This window comes from Ferrovibrio sp., from assembly GCF_964218355.1.
Taxonomy (GTDB): Bacteria; Pseudomonadota; Alphaproteobacteria; order Ferrovibrionales; family Ferrovibrionaceae; genus Ferrovibrio.
In genome coordinates, this window is sequence record NZ_CAXPMC010000016.1 from 103,719 (window position 1) to 127,875 (window position 24,157).

Annotated in this window: 26 protein-coding genes; 12 read left to right on the forward strand and 14 right to left on the reverse strand. The window is 66.6% G+C overall.

Translation table 11 applies throughout. The annotated features are described in order from the left end of the window. Window position 1: 1 nt before the first annotated feature. Entirely contained in the window at window positions 2-1,189 is a 1,188-nt protein-coding gene (locus ACEQZY_RS09725; RefSeq protein ID WP_370153889.1) for a urate hydroxylase PuuD, read from the forward strand. A 12-nt stretch (window positions 1,190-1,201) separates the two neighbouring features. Here the strand turns inward: ACEQZY_RS09725 and ACEQZY_RS09730 are convergent, their stop codons facing one another. The 5 genes from ACEQZY_RS09730 to ACEQZY_RS09750 all read right to left on the reverse strand — a co-directional run bounded on the left by ACEQZY_RS09730 (window position 1,202) and on the right by ACEQZY_RS09750 (window position 5,274). Next, complete coding sequence (locus ACEQZY_RS09730) at window positions 1,202-1,672, reverse strand: nucleoside deaminase (protein ID WP_341704027.1); 471 nt, start codon at window positions 1,670-1,672, stop codon at window positions 1,202-1,204. 3 nt (window positions 1,673-1,675) lie between these two features. Further along, window positions 1,676-2,029 carry a hydroxyisourate hydrolase gene (uraH, locus tag ACEQZY_RS09735; RefSeq protein WP_370153891.1) on the reverse strand — a complete coding sequence of 118 codons (354 nt, stop codon included), beginning with the start codon at window positions 2,027-2,029 and terminating at the stop codon, window positions 1,676-1,678. Between the two features lie 19 nt (window positions 2,030-2,048). Then, a complete protein-coding gene (uraD, locus tag ACEQZY_RS09740; RefSeq protein ID WP_341704025.1) occupies window positions 2,049-2,594 on the reverse strand; it encodes a 2-oxo-4-hydroxy-4-carboxy-5-ureidoimidazoline decarboxylase in 546 nt (181 codons plus the stop codon). 86 nt (window positions 2,595-2,680) lie between these two features. Continuing rightward, window positions 2,681-3,982, reverse strand: a complete 1,302-nt coding sequence (locus ACEQZY_RS09745) for a serine hydrolase domain-containing protein (RefSeq protein ID WP_370153893.1) — start codon at window positions 3,980-3,982, stop codon at window positions 2,681-2,683. Beyond that, window positions 3,979-5,274, reverse strand: a complete 1,296-nt coding sequence (locus tag ACEQZY_RS09750) for a glycerate kinase (RefSeq protein ID WP_370153895.1) — start codon at window positions 5,272-5,274, stop codon at window positions 3,979-3,981. Before ACEQZY_RS09750 ends, ACEQZY_RS09745 begins: the two co-directional genes overlap by 4 nt. Window positions 5,275-5,386: 112 nt before the next feature. Between ACEQZY_RS09750 and ACEQZY_RS09755 the strand changes: the two genes are divergently transcribed. The 3 genes from ACEQZY_RS09755 to puuE are packed head-to-tail and all read left to right on the forward strand — an operon-like array spanning window position 5,387 to window position 8,882. Further along, window positions 5,387-6,622: an allantoate amidohydrolase gene (locus tag ACEQZY_RS09755; RefSeq protein ID WP_370153897.1), complete on the forward strand. Its 1,236-nt coding sequence runs from the start codon at window positions 5,387-5,389 to the stop codon at window positions 6,620-6,622. An 11-nt stretch (window positions 6,623-6,633) separates the two neighbouring features. Continuing rightward, the gene (locus ACEQZY_RS09760) at window positions 6,634-7,869 is read left to right on the forward strand and encodes an ArgE/DapE family deacylase (protein WP_370153899.1); all 1,236 of its coding nucleotides are present in this window, start codon (window positions 6,634-6,636) and stop codon (window positions 7,867-7,869) included. Window positions 7,870-7,874: 5 nt separating this feature from the next. Beyond that, the gene (gene puuE / locus ACEQZY_RS09765; RefSeq protein ID WP_370153901.1) at window positions 7,875-8,882 is read left to right on the forward strand and encodes an allantoinase PuuE; all 1,008 of its coding nucleotides are present in this window, start codon (window positions 7,875-7,877) and stop codon (window positions 8,880-8,882) included. A 6-nt stretch (window positions 8,883-8,888) separates the two neighbouring features. On the opposite strand, the gene ACEQZY_RS09770 is transcribed toward puuE, so the two are convergent. Further along, a complete protein-coding gene (locus tag ACEQZY_RS09770; protein ID WP_341704840.1) occupies window positions 8,889-9,578 on the reverse strand; it encodes a TetR/AcrR family transcriptional regulator in 690 nt (229 codons plus the stop codon). Window positions 9,579-9,703: 125 nt separating this feature from the next. On the opposite strand from ACEQZY_RS09770, the gene ACEQZY_RS09775 reads away from it, so the two are divergent. After that, a complete protein-coding gene (locus tag ACEQZY_RS09775) occupies window positions 9,704-10,438 on the forward strand; it encodes an SDR family oxidoreductase (protein WP_370153903.1) in 735 nt (244 codons plus the stop codon). A 27-nt stretch (window positions 10,439-10,465) separates the two neighbouring features. On the opposite strand, the gene ACEQZY_RS09780 is transcribed toward ACEQZY_RS09775, so the two are convergent. Continuing rightward, window positions 10,466-11,326: a GntR family transcriptional regulator gene (locus ACEQZY_RS09780; RefSeq protein WP_370153905.1), complete on the reverse strand. Its 861-nt coding sequence runs from the start codon at window positions 11,324-11,326 to the stop codon at window positions 10,466-10,468. A gap of 325 nt (window positions 11,327-11,651) precedes the next feature. Here ACEQZY_RS09780 and ACEQZY_RS09785 point away from each other — a divergent pair, with 325 nt between their 5' ends. Then, the gene (locus ACEQZY_RS09785) at window positions 11,652-12,095 is read left to right on the forward strand and encodes a hypothetical protein (RefSeq protein WP_370153907.1); all 444 of its coding nucleotides are present in this window, start codon (window positions 11,652-11,654) and stop codon (window positions 12,093-12,095) included. A gap of 10 nt (window positions 12,096-12,105) precedes the next feature. Continuing rightward, the gene (locus ACEQZY_RS09790) at window positions 12,106-12,939 is read left to right on the forward strand and encodes a DUF2145 domain-containing protein (protein ID WP_370153909.1); all 834 of its coding nucleotides are present in this window, start codon (window positions 12,106-12,108) and stop codon (window positions 12,937-12,939) included. 19 nt (window positions 12,940-12,958) lie between these two features. Here the strand turns inward: ACEQZY_RS09790 and ACEQZY_RS09795 are convergent, their stop codons facing one another. Next, window positions 12,959-13,639, reverse strand: coding sequence for a hypothetical protein (locus ACEQZY_RS09795; RefSeq protein WP_370153911.1), 681 nt, complete (start codon window positions 13,637-13,639; stop codon window positions 12,959-12,961). Between the two features lie 133 nt (window positions 13,640-13,772). Here ACEQZY_RS09795 and ACEQZY_RS09800 point away from each other — a divergent pair, with 133 nt between their 5' ends. Both ACEQZY_RS09800 and ACEQZY_RS09805 read left to right on the forward strand, forming a co-directional pair. Beyond that, window positions 13,773-14,087: a hypothetical protein gene (locus tag ACEQZY_RS09800; protein WP_370153913.1), complete on the forward strand. Its 315-nt coding sequence runs from the start codon at window positions 13,773-13,775 to the stop codon at window positions 14,085-14,087. Between the two features lie 127 nt (window positions 14,088-14,214). Continuing rightward, the gene (locus ACEQZY_RS09805) at window positions 14,215-15,108 is read left to right on the forward strand and encodes a LysR family transcriptional regulator (RefSeq protein ID WP_370153915.1); all 894 of its coding nucleotides are present in this window, start codon (window positions 14,215-14,217) and stop codon (window positions 15,106-15,108) included. Here ACEQZY_RS09805 and ACEQZY_RS09810 read toward each other — a convergent pair. The 3 genes from ACEQZY_RS09810 to ACEQZY_RS09820 form a co-directional block, all read right to left on the reverse strand. Continuing rightward, window positions 15,105-15,782 (reverse strand): glutathione S-transferase family protein, encoded by a 678-nt coding sequence (locus ACEQZY_RS09810; protein WP_370153917.1) that lies wholly within the window; start codon window positions 15,780-15,782, stop codon window positions 15,105-15,107. The two genes, ACEQZY_RS09805 and ACEQZY_RS09810, sit on opposite strands and share 4 nt — an antisense overlap. A 137-nt stretch (window positions 15,783-15,919) precedes the next feature. Then, window positions 15,920-16,552: a LysE family translocator gene (locus ACEQZY_RS09815; protein ID WP_341704558.1), complete on the reverse strand. Its 633-nt coding sequence runs from the start codon at window positions 16,550-16,552 to the stop codon at window positions 15,920-15,922. Between the two features lie 106 nt (window positions 16,553-16,658). Continuing rightward, window positions 16,659-18,506 carry an acyl-CoA dehydrogenase gene (locus ACEQZY_RS09820; protein ID WP_370153919.1) on the reverse strand — a complete coding sequence of 616 codons (1,848 nt, stop codon included), beginning with the start codon at window positions 18,504-18,506 and terminating at the stop codon, window positions 16,659-16,661. Between the two features lie 189 nt (window positions 18,507-18,695). Between ACEQZY_RS09820 and purB the strand changes: the two genes are divergently transcribed. After that, a complete protein-coding gene (gene purB / locus ACEQZY_RS09825) occupies window positions 18,696-20,123 on the forward strand; it encodes an adenylosuccinate lyase (RefSeq protein ID WP_370153921.1) in 1,428 nt (475 codons plus the stop codon). 50 nt (window positions 20,124-20,173) lie between these two features. Then, the gene (locus ACEQZY_RS09830) at window positions 20,174-21,058 is read left to right on the forward strand and encodes a haloalkane dehalogenase (protein WP_341704555.1); all 885 of its coding nucleotides are present in this window, start codon (window positions 20,174-20,176) and stop codon (window positions 21,056-21,058) included. A 1-nt stretch (window position 21,059) separates the two neighbouring features. On the opposite strand, the gene ACEQZY_RS09835 is transcribed toward ACEQZY_RS09830, so the two are convergent. Next, window positions 21,060-21,512, reverse strand: a complete 453-nt coding sequence (locus ACEQZY_RS09835) for a VOC family protein (protein WP_341704554.1) — start codon at window positions 21,510-21,512, stop codon at window positions 21,060-21,062. A gap of 109 nt (window positions 21,513-21,621) precedes the next feature. Between ACEQZY_RS09835 and gcvA the strand changes: the two genes are divergently transcribed. Beyond that, window positions 21,622-22,524: a transcriptional regulator GcvA gene (gcvA, locus tag ACEQZY_RS09840; protein WP_370153924.1), complete on the forward strand. Its 903-nt coding sequence runs from the start codon at window positions 21,622-21,624 to the stop codon at window positions 22,522-22,524. A gap of 4 nt (window positions 22,525-22,528) precedes the next feature. Here gcvA and argB read toward each other — a convergent pair whose 3' ends face one another. Together argB and yihA are read right to left on the reverse strand one after the other, a co-directional pair. Further along, complete coding sequence (gene argB / locus ACEQZY_RS09845) at window positions 22,529-23,443, reverse strand: acetylglutamate kinase (RefSeq protein ID WP_370153926.1); 915 nt, start codon at window positions 23,441-23,443, stop codon at window positions 22,529-22,531. A 48-nt stretch (window positions 23,444-23,491) separates the two neighbouring features. Continuing rightward, window positions 23,492-24,157 (reverse strand): ribosome biogenesis GTP-binding protein YihA/YsxC, encoded by a 666-nt coding sequence (gene yihA, locus ACEQZY_RS09850; RefSeq protein ID WP_341704551.1) that lies wholly within the window; start codon window positions 24,155-24,157, stop codon window positions 23,492-23,494.

Here is a 24,157-nt window from a genome sequence, read left to right on the forward strand (position 1 = left end):
CATGCTTGATCTGGCCCTCGAATGGCTCAATCTGGTGCTGCGCTGGATGCACCTGATCTTCGGCATTGCCTGGATCGGCTCGTCGTTCTTCTTCGTCTGGCTCGACAACTCGCTGCGCAAGGGTGCCGACCAGCAGCCGGGCGTGCTGGGCCAGGCCTGGCTGATCCATGGCGGTGGCTTCTACTTCACCGAGAAGTATTCGGTGGCGCCGGCCAGACTGCCGCCGGAGCTGCACTGGTTCAAATACGAGGCCTATTTCACCTGGTTGTCGGGCTTCTTCCTGATGGGTGTGCTGTATTATGTGGGCGCCGACCTCTACCTGATCGACGACAAGGTGCTGCCGCTGAGCCAGGGCGAAGCCATCGGCTTCAGCCTCGCATCTCTGGCGCTGGGCTGGATCGTCTACGATCTTCTGTGCAAGTCGCCGCTGGGAAAGAACGATGCCGTGCTGGCCATTGTCGGCTTCGTGCTGCTGGTTGCCGCCGCCTGGGGCTATACCCAGGTCTTCTCGGCACGCGCCGCCTATCTGCATGTCGGCGCCCTGATCGGCACCATCATGGCTGCCAACGTGGCCCATAACATCATCCCGAACCAGCGCAAGGCCGTGGCACAGATGCTGGCCGGCGAGACGCCGGACCCGACTTACGGCAAGCAGGCCAAGCAGCGCTCGCTGCACAACAACTATCTGACCCTGCCGGTGCTGTTCGCGATGATCAGCAATCATTACCCGGTCACCTACGGGCATCCCTACGGCTGGGTGATCCTGGCCATTGTGATGATCATCGGCGGCCTGGTCCGGCATTTCTTCAACCTGAAGAACCAGGGCCGGGGCCTGCGTTACGAGTTCCTCGCCATTGCCTTTCTGCTGACGGCCGGCCTCGTCTTTTTTACCCACTGGGACCCACGGCATCGGGATATCGGCATCGAGGTCACGGTCGAGGATGTGCAGAAGATCGCCGCGGCGCGTTGCACTCCATGCCATGCGGCGAAGCCGACCTTCGATGGCATCGCCGAAGCCCCGAAGGGCGTGCTGCTGGAAACGCCGGCGGAATTGAGGCGGTTTGCCGCGCTGATCAGTCAGCAGGCAGTGCGCACCGAGACAATGCCCCCGGGCAATGCCACCGAGATGACCGAGGAAGAACGCCAGATGCTGGGTGCCTGGATCGCCGCCGGTGCGAAGCTGGACTGACCCGGCACCAGTTCAGTAGCGGATCTTGTCGGGCTTCGCCGCCCATTCGTCGAATACCGCGCGGGCCTCGTCATGCAGGATCTGCTCGCAGCGCAACCCGCGTTGTGGCATCGGCAGGCTGAGTTCGCGGTAGAGGAAGGCATCGTCGAAATCGATCGCCGCCGCATCGGACTGGGTATTGCCGTAATACAGCCGGTCGATCCGCGCCCAGTAGGCGGCAGCCAGACACATCGGGCAGGGCTCGCAACTCGTATACAGCACGGCCCCGCGCAGATCGAAGCGGTCGAGTGCGCGACAGGCGGCACGGATCGCCACCACTTCGGCATGGGCAGTGGGATCGTTGCCGGAGGTGACCTGGTTCCAGCCCTCCCCGACCACTTTGCCATCCAGCACGATTACCGCGCCGAATGGCCCGCCGGCCCCCGCCTGCATATGCTGGCGGCTCAGTGCGATAGCCCGGCGCATGTAGCTGTCGTGGCTCACGGATCAGCTGCCCCGGTAGGTGGAAAAGCTCCACGGCGAGACCAGCAGTGGCACATGGTAATGCCCGTCGGCCTCTGCCATGCCAAAGCGGATCGGCACGTCATCAAGGAATGGCGGGGTGGGCAAAGTCACGCCGCGGGCAAGAAAATACGGCGCCACACGGAAGACCAGCTCGTAACGGCCGGCACGGAAATCGGCGCCTGCCAGCAGCGGCGCGTCGGCGCGGCCATCGGCATTGGTGGTGATCTGCTTCACCAGCCGGCGCGCATTGCCATCCAGTTCATGGAGGTCGATTGTCATGCCGGCAGCCGGCCGGCCATGCATGGTATCCAGCACATGGGTGCTCAGGCGTCCCATCCAGGCTCTCCTCTTCCATTCAGGCCGGCATCGCCGACATCAGGGCCTCAAGGCGGATGCGGGCGATCCGCCCCACTTCCGCCAGCGCAGTGGTGAATTCCTCGGCCGGATCATTGTTCAGGCGCCGGTCGAACTCGGCAAAAATCTGGCTCTTGCTGCGCAGGCGCACGGCAATGATGAAGGGGAAACCGTGCTTGTCGCGATAGGCTTCGTTCAACAACCTGATACGCTGCTTCTCGCCGGCGCTCAGCCGGGTCAGGCCAACACTGTCCTGCTCGGCAGTCGAATGGCTGGTCAGGGCGCCGGAATCCGCCTCTTTGCCGGCCAGCTCCGGATGGGCCTGCAGCAAGGCAAGCTGTTCGTCCGCTGTCGCCGCCCACATCTGCGCCACCATGGCACCATGCAGGGCATCGAGGCTGCCGTAGGGCCGGCGCCCGGCGACCCGCTCGGCAATCCAGGGCGAGTGCTCGAAGATTCCGCCGAGCACACTGACGAAATCCGGACCGGCGATGCGGTTCAGATCGGCCAAGGTCAGCGCAAGGTGGGATGAGGCGGTCTCGGTCATGGCCAGATGCGATCGGTCCGGGATGGGCAGCAGGAATTTCTGTATACAATGCTGTCGCGGACCGGCGCCAGCCTGTTCGGCCGGCTTCAGTTGCGCCGGCGCGGAAATGCCGCCTGCACGCCGCGCCACAGGGCGAGCGTCTCGGCAACCCGCGGGTCCCGCGAATCCCGCCGCACGGCGGTGTGCACCATCACCAGCCGGCGCCCCGGATCGACAAACAGGCTCTGGCCGCGCACCCCCAGCAGCACGAAGCTGCCGTCATTCTCGGGGAATATCCAGGTCTGGAAACCATAGCCGTACCAGCGACCGGTCCGCGCCGCGGAAACCTGTGCCCGGGTCATCTCGGCCAGCCAGGCGGCCGGCACAACCTGGCGATCGCCAACCCTGCCGCCATCGGCCAGCAACCGGCCAAGCCGTGCATAGTCGCGCAACACGGCGTTGAAATAGGCATAGGTGACTTCCTGCCCGGTGGCATCCACGACCCAGCTGGCATCGGACTCGGCCCCGATCGGCCGCCAGACCCGCTCGGAAAGATAATCGGCTATGGACCGGCCGATCGCCGCCCGCAGCACCAGTCCCAGCACCTCGGTTTCCGCCGAGGCGTAGTACCAGCGTTCGCCGGGCTGTGCATACCGGTCGTTGAACTGCTGCACGGCGGCAATGCCGCCGGCGCCGCCGGGCATCGTGGCACGGGCCAGGCGGCTGACATCGTCGTTGCCGTCATACTCCTCGCGGAAACGCACACCGGAGGACATGGTCAGCAGGTGGCGGAGTGGCGTGCGTCCGTATTCACTGCCTTTCAGCACCGGCACGTAGCGCTCCGCCGGATCGTCGATCGAGGCAATGGCGCCATCGGCCACGGCCAGTCCGACCAGCAGCGCGCAGATTGTCTTGGCCATCGAGAAAGACGTGAAGCGCTGGGCATCGGTCCGGCCGTAGCGGTAGCGCTCGACCTGGACGGTGTCGCCGACCGCAATCAGCAGGCCGGTGACTGGGTTGCGGTCGAGATACGCATCGAGCGAGAGCCGGCCTCCGCCGAACTGGGAGGGTACCGTGTAGGTGATCGCGGGTTCGACGGCGGCGCGCCGCCACGCGCTGGCTTCGCCACGGCGGACCACATGGGCCGGCAGGATTTCATCGAGGCGGGAGAAACTGTCCACACTATAGGCGGGCAGCCACCAGTTGCGGAGATCGGCACGCGGAAACTGCCCATTCGGTCCGGCATAGAAAGCCATATCGGGCCCTGCCGCATCGAACCGGATACCGGCGGCGGCCATAGTGATCGCAGGGGTAGATGGCGCCGCAGCCTGCGGCGACGCCTCGCGGCATCCGGCCGCCAACAGCGCCGGCAGGGCGATCACAAGCAACCGCAGGGCCGACCGGGTCATAAAATCAATATTGCACGAAAATCGTTTACGTTGGTCAGTGTCGGCCCGGTTGTCACCAGACCGCCGGCGGCCTGGAAAAAACCGTAGCCATCGTTGTCGGCCAGGCTGGCCTTCACGTCGATCCCCTTGGCGGCAGCGCGGGCAATGCTGTCGGGTGCCAGCAGGGCACCGGCATTGTCCTCGCTGCCATCGATCCCATCGGTATCGGCGGCCAGCGCCCAGATATCCCCGGCGCCGTCCAGCGCCACCGCCAGCGCGGTCAGGAACTCGGCATTGCGGCCGCCGCGGCCGCCGCCACGCACCGTCACTGTGGTCTCGCCGCCTGACAGCAGCACACAGGGCGCGGCGGCCGGCTGGCCATGCCGGCGCACCTGCCGGGCGATGCCGGCCATCACCGTGGCGACCTCGCGCGCTTCCCCCTCGATGGCATCGCCGAGGATCACCGGCGCCACCCCCGCCTGCCGCGCCACGGTGGCCGCGGCCTCCAGCGCCATCTGCGGTGTGGCGACCATCACGGTCTCGGTGCGGGCGAAGGCCGCCGCGCCGGGTTTCGGTGTCTCTTCCCGCCCAGCGTCCAGATGCTTCGCCACGGCCGGTGGCAGGGTGATGCCGTATTTCGCGATGACGGCGCGGGCGTCGGCGAAGCTGGTCGGGTCGGGCACCGTGGGCCCCGAGGCAATCACCGCCGGATCGTCGCCCGGCACGTCGGAGATCAGCAGGGTGATCACCCGTGCCGGCGCCGCTGCCGCGGCGAGCCGGCCGCCCTTGATCGCCGAGAGATGCTTGCGCACGCAATTCATCTCGGAAATTGTCGCCCCGGATTTCAGCAGAGCCTGGTTTACCGCCTGCTTGTCGGCCAGCGTCAGGCCCGGTGCCGGCAGGGTCAGCAGCGCCGAGCCACCCCCGGAGATCAGGCAGAGCACGAGGTCATCGGCGGTCAGGCCCTTCACCTTCTCAAGGATCAGCGCGGCAGCCTTCTCGCCCGCACTGTCCGGGACCGGATGCGAGGCCTCGACCACCACGATGCTGCGGCAGGGCACATCGTGGTCATAGCGTGTGACCACCAGCCCGTCGAGCGGCGCATCGCCGTTCTTGGCCGCCCAGGCCGCTTCCACGGCACTGGCCATGCTGGCAGCCGCCTTGCCGGCACCAACGACCACAGTGCGGCCCCAGCTTCCGTCAGTGCGGCGTGGTGCCGGCGGAACATGCGGCGACACGCAGACGGCCGGGTCGGCGGCGCCACGGGCCGCATCAAACATCGCCCGCAGCAGGGTTTCCGGATCGAACGACATGCAGGTCCTCCCTGGACCCGTTGCTAATCCATGCGGGCGCCCTTGGCCAGCATCAACGGCCGGTGTATGGTCGGGAAAACTGTATACAATCCCGCCTAGCAGGAGCCGCCCCATGCCCGCCTTCCGATTCGCCGACCGCATGCTTGAACAGCTCGACGCGCTCGGCCGGATCAGCGAGAGCCCGGATTTCCTGTGCCGCACCTTCCTCACGCCGGAGCACCGCACCGCCCACGAGACCGTGGCCGGCTGGATGCGCGAGGCCGGCATGACCGTCGAGCATGATGCGGCCGGCAACGTCGTCGGCCGCTATGCCGGAGCCAGCAGCGGCGCGCCGGTGCTGATGACCGGCTCGCATCTCGATACGGTCCGCAATGCCGGCAAGTATGACGGCATGCTGGGCGTGATCGCGCCGCTGGCCTGTGTCGCCGACCTGAACCGGCGCGGTGTGCGGCTGCCGCACGCCATCGAACTGGTCGGCTTTGCCAACGAGGAAGGCACCCGCTTCGGCGATGCCATGGCCGGCAGCCGCGCCATCGCCGGCACCTTCGATGCGGCCACGCTGGCCAAAACCGACCGGCAGGGCGTCAGCATGGGCGACGCCTACAAGGCTTTTGGTCTTGATCCCGCCAAGATCGGCGGCTGCGCCCGCAAACCCGGCAGCATCGCTGCTTTCATGGAACTGCATATCGAGCAGGGTCCGGTGCTGGAGAATAACGGCCTCGCGCTCGGCGTGGTGACGGCCATATCCGGCGCGCGCCGCATTCGCGTCGAGATCACCGGCCTTGCCGGCCATGCCGGCACCGTGCCGATGGGCCAGCGCCAGGATGCGCTCGTCGCCGCCGCCGAGACGGTCAGCTTCATCGAGCGCCGCTGCACCGGCACGGAGACGCTGGTCGGCACCGTGGGCATGATGGAGGCGCTGCCCGGCGCCATGAACGTGATCCCCGGCAGGGCGGTGTTCTCGGTCGACATCCGCGCCGGCGACGATGCCACCCGTGACGCCGCCTGGGCCGATATCGAGACCGAGATTCGCGCCATCTGCAGCCGCCGCAGGCTGACAGTGGCCTTCACTGACCTCTATCGCTCCACCGCGACCCCCTGCCATCCGGCGCTGATGGATGCCGCCGAAGCCGCCATCACGGCCCAGGGCGTGACGACCATGCGGTTGCCGTCCGGCGCCGGCCATGATGCCGCCACGCTGGCGCCGCTCTGCCCGATCGCCATGATCTTCATGCGCTGCACCCGCGGCATCAGTCACAATCCGCTGGAAGCCGTGATTCCCGAAGATGTGGAGCTGGCCACCGGCGCACTGCTGCATTTCATCGAAAATTTCCGTCCCGTGAACTGAAAGCCCGTCGCATGACCATCGATGCGGCCGCCGCTGCGGCCATTCATGACTTCGTTGCCTCCAACGCCGGTGCCATGTCCGGCCTGCTGGCCGAACTGGTGAAGATGCCCTCCGACAATCCGCCGGGCGACTGCGCCCCGCATGCGGCACGCGCCGCGGAACTGCTGGAAGGCCTCGGCTTTACGGTGGAGCGGCATCCGGTGCCGGCCGGGCTGGTGAAAGCCAACGGCATGATCTCCTGTACCAACCTGGTGGTGCGGAAAAAATTCGGTGACGGCCCGGTGGTGGCGCTCAATGCCCATGGCGACGTGGTCGCGCCCGGCGAAGGCTGGAGCGTCGATCCCTACGCGGCCACCGTGAAGGACGGCGTGATGTACGGCCGTGGCGTGGCGGTGTCGAAATCCGACTTCGTCACCTATGCCTATGCCCTGCTGGCACTGGAGAAACTGGGCCGGCCGCTGAAGGGCAGCGTGGAGCTGCACCTGACCTACGACGAAGAGGCCGGCGGCGCCATCGGTCCGCAATGGCTGATCGAGCAGGGCATCTCCCAGCCCGACTATGCCTTCTCGGCCGGCTTCTCCTATGCCGTCACCACCGCCCATAACGGCTGCCTGCATCTGGAAGTCACCGTCAACGGCAAGTCGGCCCATGCGGCCCGACCCGATACCGGCCATGACGCGCTGGAGGCGGCCGTGCAGGTGCTGAACGCGCTCTACGCCTATCGCGACACGCTGGCGGATATCCGCTCGCAGGTGGAAGGCATCACCTCGCCCTCCCTGGTGGTCGGCCTGATCAGGGGCGGTATCAACACCAACGTGGTGCCCGACCGCGTCACCTTCCGGCTCGACCGCCGCATGATCCCCGAAGAGAATCCGGAAGCCGTCGAAGCCAACCTGCGCAACCTTGTCGCCCATGCGGTCGAACAGTTGCCCGGCATCACTGCCCATGTCTCCCGGATCATGCTGGCCCGCCCTTTCGGCACTGTGCCGGGTGTGGAGAAGCTGATCGGCATTCTCACCCGCAACGCCACCGAGGTGATGGGCAAACCGGTCGGCACCGAGGGCATTCCGCTCTATACCGATGCGCGGCATTATTCGGCGAAAGGCGTGAAGACCGTGCTCTACGGGGCTGGCCCGCGCAACCTGCTGGAAGCCAATGGCCACCGTGCCGACGAGAAGCTGGTCCTGAGCGACCTGCACAAGGCCACCGAGGTGGTCGCCCGCACCCTCTGCGAATTGCTGGGCTGACGGTCATGGCCAAGAAGAAAGCCACGGAGAAAGCTGCATCGAAGAGAACCCCACTTAAGAAAGCTGGTGCGAAACGGAACATCGTCGCCGCGGCACTGGGCGGCAAGCCCTATCCGCGCGACCTGAAGGGCTACGGCGCCCGCACGCCAGATCCGCAATGGCCAGGGGGAGCGCATGTCGCGGTCAGCTTCGTGCTGAACTATGAAGAAGGCGGCGAGCGCAGCATCCTGCATGGCGACAGGGTCTCGGAGACTTTCCTGCATGAGGTGCCGGGCGGCATCCCGCGCGAGAAGATGCGCGACGAGCAGGTCGAGTCGGTTTACGAATACGGCAGCCGTGCCGGCTTCTGGCGCCTGATGCGCCTGTTCGGCGAGCGCGGTATCCCCTTCACGTCATGGGCTGTCGGCATGGCGGTGGCGCGCTATCCGGAAGCAGCACAGGCCATGCACGAGGCCGGCCACGAGGTCGCCAGCCATGGCTGGCGCTGGTACGACTACAGCCGGGTGCCGCTGGCCACCGAGCGTGCCCATATGAAGCTGGCCATCGAGGCGATCCGCCAGGCCACCGGCCAGCGGCCGCTGGGCTGGTATACCGGGCGGCTGTCGTCGAACACCCTGAAGCTGGTCGCGGAAGACGGCGGCTTCGTCTATTCGTCCGACACCTATGACGATGACCTGCCATACTGGAAAGCCGTCGGGAAAAGGCCCCAGCTGATCCTGCCTTATACCTTCGACAACAACGACATGAAGTTCGGCCAGCTGCACGGCTTCGCCACCGGCACCGATTTCTACGACTACCTGAAAGACGCCTTCGACATGCTGTACCGCGAGGGGCAGGACGGGGCACCGAAGATGATGACGGTGGCCCTGCATTGCCGGCTGGCCGGACGGCCGGGCCGGGCGGCCGCGCTGGCCCGCTTCATGGACTATATCCAGGGCCACGACAAAGTGTGGGTCGCCCGCCGCCTCGACATCGCCCGGCACTGGATGAAGGTGCATCCCTGGAAGGGATAGGCCGCTTTACGGTTTTCCTGCTGCCGCCATGCCGTCCCAGGCTTTCATGGCCGTCTCGACAATGGCGAGCAGCTGTTTCTTCGTTGCGCCGTCGCGTGCCTGAATTGACATGCCCTGCACCAGGGTCGTGTAGAAGGCTGCCATGACTGCAGCATCAGCCGTGGCGGGTACATCACCCTCTGTCTGGCCGCGCCGGATGCGCTGCTCCAGTGCTTCCATCGCCGCACGGCGACTCCTGGTCATCAGCGCCCGCACGCTTTTGTTCTCCGGCGCGCCGACGATGGCCGACAGCACCACCATGCAGCCCGGCGGATGGTCCGTGCTGACGTAATAACCGGCATAAAAACGCAGCATGGCGGCAAAGCCCTCTTTCGCCGTCCTGCCTTCCCGCAGCAATCGCTGCGGCAAAGCGCCCTCGGCAGCCTCATAGAGTTCCAGCGCCTCCTCGAACAGGGCCTCCTTGCAGGCAAAGGCTGCATAGAGGCTTGGCGCATTGATGCCCATGGCTTTGGTCAGATCGCTCAGCGAGGTGGCCTCATAACCGCGCAGCCAGAAGACCTGCATGGCCGCCTGCAGCGCCGCATTACGGTCGAAGCCCCGTGGCCGCCCGCGGGCGGGCTTGCCGGCGGCTTTCGGCACGACCTTTGTCTTATCCGGCTTTGTGCCCTCCCGCTTTGTGACGCTGCGCACGGTCATGACCGTTTCCTGCGATTCCATTCCGATTCTGTAGCAACCGATAAATAAATCCCTTGACCGCCCCGGACAAGCTCCTATCTTCCGCCTCTCTTTCTGTATCGATCACTACAAATAGGAGACTATCCATGACCGCTTCCTCCCAGTCCCCGCTCAAGGGCAGGGCCGCGCTGGTTACCGGCGCCAGCCGCGGCATCGGCGCCGCCATCGCAAAAGCCCTTGCCGCCGCCGGCGCGGATGTCGCCATCACCTACAGCGCCTCGCCGGACAAGGCCGGGCAGGTCGTGGCGGAAATCGGCGGCAAGAGCTTCGCCATCCAGGCCGACAGCGCCGACCCGAAGGCCGTGCAGGCCGCCGTCGCCGAAACCGCAAAACGCTTGGGCCGGTTCGATATCCTGGTCAACAATGCCGGCGTCGCCTATGGCGACGACTCGCTGGAAAACATCGAACGGATGCTGGCGATCAACACCCGTGCACCCTATGTGGCTGCGGTTGCCGCCGCGCCGCTGATGGGTGAGGGCGGGCGCATCATCACCATCAGTTCATGTCTGGGTGAGAAAGTGGGCTTCCCCGGCGTCACGCTCTATGCCATGAGCAAGGCGGCGATGACCGGCATGACACGCGGCCTGGCCCGCGATCTCGGCCCGCGCGGAATCACCGTGAATGTCGTGCAGCCCGGCCCGATCGACACCGACATGAACCCGGCCAATGGCGAGAATGCGCCGGCGATGACGGCATTGACCGCGCTTGGCCGCTACGGCCGGCCGCAGGAGATCGCCGATACGGTGGTGTTCCTCGCCAGTCCGGCCGCCAGCTATGTGACCGGCGCGCAGATCACCGTGGATGGCGGCGCCAACGCCTGACCGGGCGGCGGACGGCCTACACCCGGCTCAGCCGCCGGTCTTCGGGCCGGCGGCCAGCCGGGTGAAAACATCCTGCAGGTCGACCGGGCGGCGGCGGGCGGCAGCCAGATCGAGGCTGTCTTCCAGCCGCTGCAGATGCTCTTCCATGTAGCTGACCGCGCCGGCTGCATCGCCAGCCTGCAGCCGGTCGAGCAGGATGCCATGCTCGGCATGGCTGCACATGGCGCTGGCCGGCGATTCGTAGACCGCGATGATCAGCGAGGTGCGCGAAATCAGCGCCCGCAGGAAGGCGGTCAGCGGTGCATTATCCAGCAGCTTGGCCAGTTCGAGATGGAATTCGCCGGCCAGGTTGATGGCACCGCGGCGGTCGCGGGCATGCTCGGCCTCCTGCTCACGGATCACGAAACGCCGCAATTCGGCGAGCTGGGCGGCGGTGATCCGGCGCGCCAGTTCGGCGGCAATGCCGGTCTCGACGATGCGGCGGGCGGCGAAGACCTCGCGGGCTTCCTGCACGCCCGGCTTGGTGACCGAGGCGCCGCGGTTGTGCTGCAGGGTAACGAGATTCTCATGCGCCAGCGCCTGCAGCACCTTGCGGATCCGGGTGCGTGACACGCCGAAGGCCTTGGCCAGCACGTCCTCGGGCAGCTTGGTGCCCGGCAGGATGATATGCTCGACGATCGCAGTGTAGACGCTGCTGTAGATGGTCTGGTCGTCGACCGATTTCGGCTTGCTGCCGCGGCCGGCCGGGCGGCGCGGTGCCGCCGCCAGATCCGGTATCGCCCCCATCTCGGCAGCGGTGATCTTGCGCAGCCGGGGCCGCGCCTTGACGGGCGCCGCGCCACTTCCGGCCGTGCGGTCTGCCCGCGGCTTGGCTGCGCCCTGTCCCATCGGAATACCCTATCTGGGGAATACCCCGCCTGGGGCATTCCCGTCCGGCCATCCGCCCGGCCGCGCGGCTCGGCACCGAATCGACCGGACAATTCGTAGCCAGACTGTATACGGTTTTCCGATTCCCGGTCCAGCCAGCCAGCGGCAGAGCAGCGATCGGGTGGCCTGGCTCAGTTTGGCCGGAAGGCCCAAGCCAGCTTCGGCAAGACCGGAACCGTTTGACGCCAAGACAACCGGAAGTCACACTTTCTCCACAAATCCGCCACCGATTCTTCGCGTTGCGGCCCTGGATTACGAACCGGCAGGACTATTCTTGGAGGGCTTCATGACTATCCGCTTTTCGGCCGGCACACATGCCATTTTGGGCATCGCGTTGCTGATATCCGTGGCGCCCGGGGCGACGGCTTACGGACAGAGTGTGGCGAACTTCTCGAATGCGCTGTCAAATGCCTCGGGGCTATCTGCATACGGGTCCGGCGTCATGGTCGCCGGCAGCATGGAAAGCGTGGCTGCGTCCGGACGCCTCACAGTGCAAGCCCTCGAATCGACAGCCGAAGGCGTTGTCGTGGTCCTCCAGGCGGCCGGCGAGAGCGCCCGGGTCAGCGTCCGCATTTCGGAAGCAACAGCCGCCGCCGCGTCGCTGACGGCCGGCGCCGTCGTTCAGGTCAGTACCGAGGCTGCGGGTTATGCCCTTGTCCATGCTGGCAAGATTATCGCCTTCATCCCAAATGAGCTGGGTCGGGCCATGATTTACCAGTCGAAGCGCTGAGAACAGGACCATGATGCTCCCGAAGCACCTCGCTATCCCGACCGCAGCGGCGCTACTGACCATCACGGCGGCCGGAACCGCTGAAGCCGGCAGTGGCTGCACCCAGCGCGCGATAGAACCCACAGAACTGCGGCAGGCCTTCAACATGGCGGCCCGGACCCGCGACTACCTTGAACAATCCGGAGCCGAAGTTGCACTGGTTGCGCGTGTTGGCGCGGATCTGTCCGAACACGGCCTACGCTACACCCATATGGGAGCAGTATTGCGGAATCACCCGGCCGGCCACTGGATGTTCGTCCACCTGCTCAACGAATGCGGCGCCGATACATCGGGCATCTACGACGAGGGTCTGGTCAATTTCTACCTCGACGACCTGTTTGCCTTCGAGGGAGTGGTGCTGATCCCGAAACCCGAACTCCAGCATCGGCTGACGGCAATTCTGTCGGGCCCCCGGGCGACCCAACTGCATCACCCGGTTTACAGCATGATCGCGCGCCCAACTGCCACTAAGTACCAGAATTCGAACCAGTGGCTGCTTGAGACCATCGCCATGGCCCAAGCTCCCGAAGGGGCTGTCCATACCCGTGCCCAAGCCCAGCAGTATTTTGCCGCCCATGGCTACCGGGCTGATACCGTTCGGATCGGGGACTTCCAGCGGCTGGGCGCGGCCTTTACCCGGGCGAATGTCCGGTTTGATGACCACAGCAGTGATGAATCCGGCAACCGCCGCTATGAGGTCGCCAGCGTCCGGTCAGTGGCCCGCTATCTGGAAACCACAGGATCACTGACAACGGCCGTCGTGCTGGGACCAGAGGGACCGCCCAAGCCAGCTGTAAAATACTGACCTTCGCGAACCGGTCCGTTCACGGCTGCCCCCCGTGCCGGTGCCCGCCGGCATGGGCCGGCTGACCGCGGGCGATGGCCAGGTGATGCATCTGGTGGTGGGCGCCGGTGGCCATGATCCCGGCGAAGCCCAGTGCACGGATTCTCGCTGTCTGACCCGCATCCTTTGCCGTCACCGTCAGGATCACGGCCTCCTTCGCCCCTTCCGCCGCCACCCTCCAGCCATCATGGCCATCGATCTCGCGGGCATGGGCCGGCACCATACGCTGCACTGCCGCCAGGGTCCGGCCGGTACCGGTGACGGTGATGCGGAGGCCGCCCGCCACCGGCATTGCCGCCGTCCCGGCCTGCAGCATCACCTCGTTCATGTCGATCAGGTGTGCCCGCAGGGCATCGAGATCGACGCGCCCCCAGTCTGTCTTCGGGTCGGCCTCGAGGATGGCGAGGATTTCCTGGACGGCGCCGAAGGCGCCGTTTCCGGGCAGCTGCGGGGCCGCCACCATGCCATGACGCAGACCGTGCAGAAGGCCGCCGGCCGCGGGCTTTGCCGCACCCGGCCGGCTCTCGGTGGTGGCGCCGGGCATCGCCGGCACCGCGGGCCGGGCCGGCTCCGGCACAGTCGGCACGGCCGGCCCCGCCGACTGTGCCAGGGCGATGACTGGCAGCAGCAGCAGGATGAAGACGAAGGTCGACAGGCGCATCGCGAAATTTCCTCTTCCCGGAAGAAAAAATGCAGAGCTATTGTAACGCCGGATCGCAGCGGTGCGAATCGAGTCGTGCCGCGATGTCCGGTTCATCTGTCCGCCGCGGGCGGACCTGCAACAGGGGGACTACATGGCGAAGAAGAAAGCGGCCAAGAAGGCCGCGAAAGTGAAGAAGGCAGCCAAGAAGGTTGCCAAAAAGACCGTCAAGAAGGCCAAGAAGGTCGTCAAGAAGGCCGCCAAGAAGGCCGTAAAGACCAAGAAGGCCGCCAAGAAAGCGGCGAAAAAGGCGGTCAAGAAGGTCACGAAAAAGAAGGCCGTGAAGAAGGCGCCGGCCAAGAAGAAAGCCGCCAAGAAGAAGAAAAAGGCCGCTCCGAAAATGGCTGCGCCTGCACCGGCCCCGGCCGCGACACCCGCCATGCCGATGGCACCGGCCAAGCCGGTCTGAGGGCATATGCATCCGGCCCGCAGTTTCTGCGGGCCGGACCTCTAAGCCGGCCCGCCGGCCGGCCGCACCGGGCCGCGATTTCTCGGCCGCGATTTCTCGGCGGCGATTTCTCCTCTATAATCCGCCCATGTCTGCCACAGCCCTCAACTGGGACGATCTGCGCCTTGTGCTCGCAGTCGCCGAGCATGGCACGCTCTCCGGTGCCGCAACCACACTCGGCCTGAGCCATCCGACCCTGTCGCGCCGCCTGCGGCTGATCGAGGATCGGCTCGGCACCCGCCTGTTCGACCGCACGCCGCAAGCCTGCAGGCCCACTACGGCCGGCGAGGAAGCCTGCGGACTGGCGCGCCGCCTGCGCGACGACATCGCCGGGCTGGAACGCCGCATTGCCGGCCGCGACAGCGCGCCGGCCGGGCCGGTCCGCCTGACCGCTCCGGATGCCGTGGCCGAATACCTGCTGCCGCCGGTGCTGGCCGCGGTTTGCCACGAAAACCCCGCCCTGACCTTCGAACTGCAGGTATCCAACCAGATCCTGTCGCTGGCGCAGCGGGCCGCCGACCTGGCCCTGCGCGTGACCGACAGCCCGGACCCCGCCCTGAAGGGCCGCCGCATTGGCGACGTTGCCATGGCGGTCTATGCCCGGCAGGGCCTGCCGGCTTCAGAAGCCGACATCGCCATGGCACCCTGGATCGGGTTTGACGACGCCCTGGCCTGCAGTGGACCCGGCACCTGGATCACCGGACATGTTCCGGATGCGTCGATCCGCTTCCGCGCCAACACCCTGCTCGGCGCCGCCCAGGCGGTACGGTCGGGGATCGGCTGCGGCATCCTACCCTGCTTCGTCGGCGGCAGCATTCCCGGCCTCGCACAGGTGACGCCGCCGCTGGACGGGCTGACGACCGGGCTGTGGCTGCTGGGCCACCCCGACATCGCCCGCCTGCCCCGCATCCGCAGTGCCGGCGACGCCCTTGCCGCAAAGCTGAAGGGCGCGCGGGCACTGCTGGGCGGGATCGCCGCCTAGGCGGCCACCTGCTGCGCTGCCAGCCCGGCGAGATGCGAGCCGCGGCCGGCGAGATAGCGCAGGAACCGGGCCTGGTAGTCCGGCACCACGGCATCCCGCACGCTGTCCCGGCCAGCCAGCGCAGCCCGGTAGGCCGCCACCTTCGGCAGGTCGTCAAGGATGCCGAAAGCGCCGATGCGGTCGAAACCGTCGAACAGCCGGAAGATCGGCGCGAAGGCTGCATCGACCAGACCGAAGTCGGCCCCGGAGAACCAGGGCCCGGCGCCAAGGCCGCCCTCCAGCCGGCGGAAGCGGGCCTGCAGATCGCCGCGTTTGCGTTCGAACGCGGTCCGGTCCGGCGCCATGTAGAAGCCGAAAACGTCGGCGATGATCGCCGAGGCATACTCGATCCATCCGCGCTGCTGCGCGCGCGCCAGCGGATCGGCCGGATGCAGGGCACGGCCCGGCGCGGTTTCCTCGATGTATTCGCAGATTACCGCGGATTCGAACACCACGGCCTCACCGACACGCAGCACCGGCACCTTGCCCAGAGGCGATATCTGCTGAAACCAGTCCGGACGGTCGGCCAGGTCGATATAGGTGCGGGTGAAGGGCACGCCCTTCTCGGCCAGCTGGATGGCGGCGCGCTGGGTATAGGGACAGAGATCGTTGCTGATCAGGTCGTAACGCTGCATCGGGAACTCCGCTCGGGTTGGATGCGGCGGCCCATTGCCGCCTGACAGCGACTTAGGCCATCCCCGACGGCACCGGTATCGAAAGGATTTTCAGGCGGCTGTGCGGAAATTTGCAGGCGGCGGCACCAGCCACCGCATCAGCGCCGGGCCTCCAGTGCCATGCGCACGGCCAGGCCAGCCAGCACCGTCCCCATCAGCCAGCGCTGCACCACCAGCCAGAAAGGCCGCCCGGCCAGGAAGACCGCAATGCTGCCCGCCGTCAGCGCGATCAGGGCATTCACCGAAACGCTGACCGCGATCTGGGTGGCCCCCAGCGCCAGTGACTGGCCCAGCACATGGCCCTGATCCGGGTCGATGAACTGCGGCAGCAGCGACAGGTACAGCATGGCGATCTTCGGATTCAGCAGGTTGGTCACCACCCCCATGGTGAACAGCCGGCGCGGGCTGTCCTGCGGCAGGGCCCGCACCTGGAAGGGCGAACGGCCGCCGGGCCTGAGTGCCTGCCAGGCCATCCAGCCGAGATAGGCCGCACCGCCCCAGCACAGGGCCTGGTAGGCATAGGGCACCGCCAGCACCAGGGCGGTGATGCCGAAGGCGGCGCAGAGCATGTAGAAAACGAACCCGAGCGCCACCCCGCCCAGCGAGATCAGGCCGGCCATGCGGCCCTGGCAGATCGAACGCGAGATCAGGTAGAGCATGTTCGGCCCCGGCGTCAGCACCATGCCGAGCGAGACCAGCGCGAAGGCGATCAGGTTGGCGGTCGTGGGCATGGGGTATCTTTCTGTCCGGCTGGGGCAACCGTCTCCAGCCTAGCGTGCCCCGCCGCCGCGCGGGAGGACCGAATTGTCAGGCGGCAATCGGGCGCCCCCCACGATCTCAGAACCAGTCGGCCTGCATCTCCAGGGTGGCCGGCTCCAGCCGTGCCAGCAGCGGCAGCCAGTGGTCCAGCCGGCCAAGTTCGTAGGCGTAGAAATACCGCGCCGCCGCCAGCTTGCCGCGGTAGAAGGCGACGTCGTCGCCTTCCGCCCCGGACAGGGCGCGGGCCGCCGTGCCGGCCTGCCGCAGCCACATCCAGGCAATCACCAGATGCCCCATGGCATCGAGATAGAGGGTGGCATTGGCCAGATACAGGCTGGCCCGGCCGTCCTGCGCCGCCGGCAGCATCGCCCGGGTGGTGGCGGCCATGCGGGCCAGCGCGCCGTCCAGTTCCTCGGCCCAGGCGGCACAGTCGGGCAGCGCGCGGGCGGCGGCAATGTCGGCGGCAATGGTCTCGAACAGCAGCTTTGCCCCGGCGCCGCCCTTCATCACCATCTTGCGGCCCAGCAGGTCGATGCCCTGGATGCCGTGGGTGCCCTCGTGGATCGGGTTGAGCCGGTTGTCGCGGTAATACTGCTCGACCGGATAGTCGCGGGTATAGCCGTAGCCGCCCAGCACCTGGATGGCATGCTTGTTGGCCTCGAGGCAGAACTCGCTGGGCCAGGACTTCACCATCGGGGTCAGCATGTCGAGCAGCAGCGACAGCCGCGCCTTTTCGCCATCGTCCGCCGCCGTGTGGATACGGTCGACCAGAGAGGCCGCATAGAGGCACAGCGCCAGCGCACCCTCGACGGCTGCCTTCTGGGCCAGCAGCAGGCGGCGGATATCGGCATGCTGGATGATCGGCACCGGCTTCGAGGCCGGGTCCTTGTTGTCCGGCGCGCGGCCCTGCGGGCGCTGCTTCGCGTAATCGAGGCTGTAGAGATAGCCGGCCAGCCCGAGCGAGGTGGCGCCCAGGCCCACGCCGATCCGCGCCTCGTTCATCATGTGAAACATATAGTCGAGGCCGCGATGCGGTTCGCCGACCAGATAGCCGATGCAGTCGCCATTCTCGCCGAAGGACAGCAGCGTGTTGGCGGTGCCACGGAAACCCATCTTGTGGTTCAGGCCCATCAGCTGCACGTCGTTGCGCGACCCGAGGCTGCCATCGGCCTCGACCCGGCGCTTGGGCACGATGAACAGCGAGATGCCCTTCACGCCGGCCGGCGCCCCCTCGATGCGGGCCAGCACCATGTGGACGATATTCTCGGTCAGCTCGTGTTCGCCGGCCGAGATCCACATCTTGCTGCCGCTGATGCGGTAGGCCGCCCCCAGCGAGCCTTCGATGCCGGCCTCGGCGGCGTTGCTGACCGGTGCAGCCTTCGTGCGGATATCGGCGAGCCCGGAGCCGGCCTGCGGCTCGCTCAGGCACATGGTTCCGAAGAAGCGGCCCTCGAACATCGGCTGCATGAAGCGCGCCTTCTGCTCCGGGCTGCCGAAGGCGCCGATCATGTTGGCAGCGCCGATGGTCAGGAAGGCATAGCCGATGCTGCCGATATTGGCGGCATTGAAGCAGGTGAAGGCGGCCTGCAGCACCGCCCAGGGCAGCTGCTGGCCGCCCTCGTCGTAGGAGCGGTGCGCCGCCATGAAGCCGGCTTCGACAAAGCGGTCGAGCGCCGCCCGCACCTCGGGAATGATGTGAACGGTCTGGCCGTCGAAATGCGGCTCGTTCAGATCAGCCTTGCGGTTGTGGGTCTGGAAATGCTCGGCCGCGATGGCCTGCGCGGTATCCAGCACGGCCGCCATGGTGCCGCGGTCATGATCGGCAAAATGCGGCGCCTCGGTCAGGCTCCCGATGTCCAGATGCTCGAAAAGCTGGAAATCGAGATCGCGGCGGTTGACGGTGGACAGGCTGTTCTCTGCGGCCATGGTGCTTCACTCCCCGGAACAAGCGGAGGCTGCCGCCCCCGGGCCGCGGAATCAACCCTGCCGCAGCGTCAGTCGGCCTTGATTGCCGGGCCGGTAAGGGCTACACCTGCCGCGACTTTTCCACAGGCCCGCGGGAGCTTTTCCGCCCGTCTTTCCGCCACGCCACGCTGCCCTGCCACGAGGTTCCGCATGATCCCGCGCTACACCCGTCCCGAAATGGCCGCCATCTGGGAGCCGGAGCAGAAATTCCGCATCTGGTTCGAGATCGAGGCCCATGCCTGCGACGCCCAGGCGGCGCTGGGCGTGATCCCGAAGGCGGCAGCGAAAGAGGTCTGGAAGAAGGGCCAGTGGGAGATCAAGCGCATCGACGCCATCGAGCGCGAGACCAAGCACGACGTGATCGCCTTCCTGACCAACCTCGCCGAATATGTCGGCCCGGCCGCCCGCTTCGTGCACCAGGGCATGACCTCGTCGGACGTGCTGGATACCTGCTTCAACGTGCAGCTGGTGCGCGCCGCCGACCTGCTGATTGCCGGCTGCGACCGCGTCCTGGCCGCCCTGAAGGAGCGTGCCTTCGAGTTCAAGCTGCTGCCCTGCATCGGCCGCAGCCACGGCATCCATGCCGAGCCGGTCACCTTCGGCCTCAAGCTGGCCGGCTACCATGCCGAGTTCCAGCGCGCCCGCAAGCGGCTGGTGCTGGCCCGCGAGGAAGTCGCCACCTGTGCCATCTCGGGTGCGGTCGGCACCTTCGCCAATATCGACCCCGCCGTGGAAGAGCATGTGGCGAAGAAGCTCGGCCTGCAGCCCGAGCCGGTCTCGACCCAGGTGATCCCCCGCGACCGCCATGCCGCCTATTTCGCCCATCTGGCCGTGGTCGCCGCCTCGATCGAGCGGCTGGCCACCGAGATCCGCCACCTGCAGCGTTCCGAGGTGATGGAGGCCGAGGAATTCTTCTCGCCGGGCCAGAAGGGCTCGAGTGCCATGCCGCACAAGCGCAACCCGGTGCTGACCGAGAACCTGACCGGGCTGGCCCGGCTGGTCCGCTCGGCGGTGGTGCCGGCGCTGGAGAACGTGGCGCTGTGGCACGAGCGCGACATCAGCCATTCGTCGGTGGAGCGCGGCATCGGCCCGGATGCCACCATCCATCTCGATTTCGCCCTGCACCGGCTGGCCGGCGTGATCGAGAAGCTGGTGGTGTATCCCGACAACATGATGAAGAATCTCGACCGCTTCGGCGGCCTGGTGCATTCCCAGCGTGTCCTGCTGGCCCTGACCCAGGCCGGCCTCAGCCGCGAGGACAGCTACCGGCTGGTGCAGAAGCATGCCCTGCGCATCTGGCAGCAGGGCGGCGATTTCCTGCAGGCCCTACTGGCCGAGAAGGAGGTCACCGACCGACTGAAGCCGGCGCAGCTGACCGCCCTGTTCGACCTTGGCTACCACCTCAAGCATGTCGACACCATCTTCGCCCGTGTCTTCGGCAGGGAAGGTGTCACGCCCGGCGTGAAGAGGAACGGCGCGAAGAAGGGCGGCGTGAAGAGGAGCCGCGCCAGAGCGAAACCCGCCCGCAAGACAGCGAAGAAGGCGGCAAAAAAGCCGGCCGCCGGCAAGAAGCGTTGACATAGCCGCCATGGCGTCCTCTCCTTGCGGAAAAGAGGGAGAGAGACGCCATGATCGAGGCCCTGCGCACGCCGGATGACCGGTTTGCCAATCTGCCCGGCTATCCGTGGCAGCCGCATTACCTGACCCACGACAACGGCCTGCGCATGCATTACCTCGACGAGGGGAAGCATGGCGGCCGCACCTTCCTCTGCCTGCACGGCCAGCCGACCTGGAGCTATCTCTACCGGCGGATGATCCCGGTCTTCACAGCAGCCGGCCATCGCGTGGTGGCGCCGGACCTGTTCGGTTTCGGCCGCTCCGACAAGCCGCGCGACGAGTCGGTCTATAGCTTCGATTTCCACCGCGACAGCCTGATCGCCCTGATCCGGGCCCTGAACCTGCAGGATATTGTGCTGGTCTGCCAGGACTGGGGCGGACTGCTGGGCCTGACCATCCCGATGAAGATGCCGGAGCGGTTCGCGGGCCTGCTGGTGATGAACACGGCGCTGGGCACCGGCGACGCGCCGCTGACGCAGGGCTTCCTCGACTGGCGCGCCTGGAACAACAAGAATCCGGACATGCCGGTCGCCAGGCTGATGCAGCGCAGCTGCCCGCATCTGAGCGAAGCCGAAGCCGCCGCCTACGAAGCGCCCTATCCCGACGCCGATTACAAGGGCGGCGTGCGGCGCTTTCCGAATCTGGTGCCGGATTCACCCGAGGCCGGCGGCGCCGCGCATTCGCGGCGGGCGCGGGATTTCTGGAAGAATGAATGGGCCGGCAGGAGCTTCATGGCCATCGGCATGACCGATCCGGTGCTCGGGCCGCCGGTGATGCGCAGCCTGCAGAGGCTGATCAGGAACTGCCCGGCGCCGCTGGAACTCGGCGAGGCCGGACATTTCGTGCAGGAATGGGGCGAGCGCGTCGCCAGGGAAGCGCTCGCCGCCGGTCTGTAGGCTATTTGGCGAAGATCATCTCGTCGTTGGCGAAGGCCTTGAATTCGAGGGCGTTGCCCGAAGGGTCGAGGAAAAACATGGTGTGCTGCTCGCCCACCTCGCCCTCGAAACGCACATAGGGCTCGATGATGAACGTGATGCCGGCATCGGTCAGCTTCCTGGCCAGGGCCTTCCAGTCCGGAATGGTCAGGATCACGCCGAAATGCTTGACCGGCACATCGTGGCCATCGACCGCGCCGGCTTTCTTGTAGCCGGTTTCCTCCGGCGCCAGATGCGCCACCACCTGGTGACCGTAGAAGTCGAAATCGACCCAGCTTTCCGACGACCGGCCCTCTTCGCAGCCCAGCAGATCGCCATAGAAAGCGCGAGCCTCGGCAATGTCGCGAACCGGAAAGGCCAGGTGGAAGGGGCGGATGGTACGGGTCTGCGCTTTCGCGGGGGTCAGGGCATTCATGGGGGGCTCCTTGCTGGCCGGAACGGTATCGGCGCGATGATAGCCGCTGGCCTGCCGGCCACAATCGATTTAAACTCGCCACGCTATGAGTTTTTCTCATGATAGCCGGTTGCCGTCGCTGAATGCCCTGCGCGCCTTCGAGGCGGCCGGCCGGCATCTCAGCTTCACCCGCGCGGCCACCGAACTGCATGTCACCCAGGGTGCCGTCAGCCGGCTGGTCAAACAGCTGGAAGAGGATCTGGGCACAAAGCTGCTGGAACGCGGCCCGCGCGGCCTCGCGCTGACCGCCGCCGGCGCCGCCTATCTGCCCAGCCTGAGCGATGCCTTCCAGCGCCTGACGGCCGCGACCCGGCTGGTGGCCCGCCCGGCGCGGCCGGCCAACCATCTGGCCATCACCATGCTGCCCACCTTCGCCATGCGCTGGTTCATGCCCCGACTGGCCGGCTTCCACCGCCGCCACCCGGCGATCACTGTGGACGTCACCGCGGTCGACCGGCCGGTGGATTTCTCTGCCGAGCCGGTGGATGTCGGCATCCAGTATGGCCCGCATGCAGCTGCCGCCGACTGGCCCGCAGGCCTGACCGCCGAATTTCTCATGGGCGAGACGGTCATTCTGGTGGCCAGCCCGGCCCTGCTGAAGGCGAAACCCCTGAAGCGCGCCGCCGATATCGGCCGCCATGTGCTGCTGACCCATTCGACCCGGCCGCGGGCCTGGGCGGAATGGTTCGCCGCCGCCGGGCTGACTGCGGCGAAACCGGCGGCCGGCCCGGCCTTCGAGCATTTCTTCATGTCGATCGAGGCAGCCGTCAACGGCCTCGGGCTGGCGCTGGTACCGGAGATGTATGTGCGGGCCGAACTGGCCGATGGCCGGCTGGCCGAGCCGCTGCCGGATATCCGCCTGCAACGCCCGGGCGGCTATTACCTGCTCTGCCTGGCCGGACGGGAACGCGAGCCGGCAATCCGTACCTTCCGCGACTGGCTGCTCGCCGAAACCGCGCCTCTGCGAAAATAGCCCCTCAGGGCGTCCTTTCGATCATCGTGCCGACGCCATGGGGCGTGAACAGCTCGAGCAGCAGCACATGCGGGATACGGCCATCGAGGATATGGGCCGCAGCCACGCCGCCGCGCACCGCATCGAGGCAGGTCTCGACCTTGGGGATCATGCCGCCCGAGATGGTGCCGTCACCCATCAGCACCAGTGCTTCCTTGGCGGTCAGGGTCGGAATCAGGTGCTTGTCCTTGTTCAATACGCCGGCCACGTCGGTCAGCATCAGCAGCTTGCTGGCCCCTACTGCGGCGGCAATGGCGCCAGCCGAGGTATCGGCATTGATGTTGTAGGTTTCGCCGTTCTCGCCGATGCCGATTGGCGCCACCACCGGGATCAGGTTGGAATTCTGCATGGTGCGCAGGATCTCCGGATTGACCCGGACCGGCTCGCCGACGAAGCCGAGATCGAGCAGCTTCTCGATATTCGAGCCCGGATCGCGCACCGAACGACGCAGTTTGCGCGCCTCGATCAGCCGGCCATCCTTGCCGGACAGGCCGATACCGGTGCCGCCGGCGCCGTTGATCGCCGTGACGATCTGCTTGTTGATCGAACCTGCCAGCACCATCTCGACGATCTCGACGGTGGCCTGGTCGGTCACACGCAGGCCATCGACGAATTCGCTCTTGATCTTCAGCCGCTCCAGCATCGCGCCGATCTGCGGGCCGCCGCCATGCACGACGATCGGATTGATCCCGACCTGCTTGATCAGCACGACATCGCGGGCGAACTGATGTGCCAGCTCCTCGTCGCCCATGGCATGACCGCCATATTTGATCACCATGGTCTGGCCGGCGAACCGGCGCATATAGGGCAGCGCCTCCGAGAGGACCTTGGCAGTGGCCTGCAGATGCGCTTCCAGGGGCTTCGGGCCGGTGGTTTTCATGGCGATCCTTCTCGGGTCGGACGGACGGGCAGCAAGGCTGTGCCGGTTTTATACGGTCGCTTCGGCCAGCGCGGCAAGCTCGGCGCGCAGTTCCGGGATGCCGGCCCCCGCCGCACTGGATGTCACCCGGATGACAGGGTGAGCGGCGACATGCCGGGACAGAGCCGTGGCTGTGGCCGCCCGGACCTTCTCCAGTTCCACAGGTCCGACCTTGTCGGCCTTGGTCAGCACCACCTGGTAGATAACAGCCGACTTGTCGAGCAGCTTCATGATGTCTTCGTCGCCGGCCTTCAGCCCATGCCGGCCATCGACCAGCAGCAACACCCGCTGCAGCTCCGGCCGGCCCTTGAGGAAAGCCCGGGTGGTATCCGTCCAGGCGGCCGCCTTGGCTTTGCCGACCGAGGAATAGCCATAGCCGGGCAGGTCGACGAGGGTCATTTTCCCGGCACCCAGGTCGAAAAAATTCAGCTGCTGGGTCCGCCCGGGCGTGGTCGAAACCCGGGCCAGGGTCTTGCGGCCGGTCAGCGCATTGACCAGCGACGATTTGCCGACGTTGGAGCGCCCGGCAAAGGCGATCTCGGGCCCGCGCGGAGGCGGCAGCTGGTCCATGATCATGGCGCCGGCAAAGAACTCGCAGGGTCCGGCAAACAGCAGCCGGCCGCGCTCCAGCGCGGCCGGCGTCAGTTCATCCTGTGCGGCCGGCAGATCGGCCAT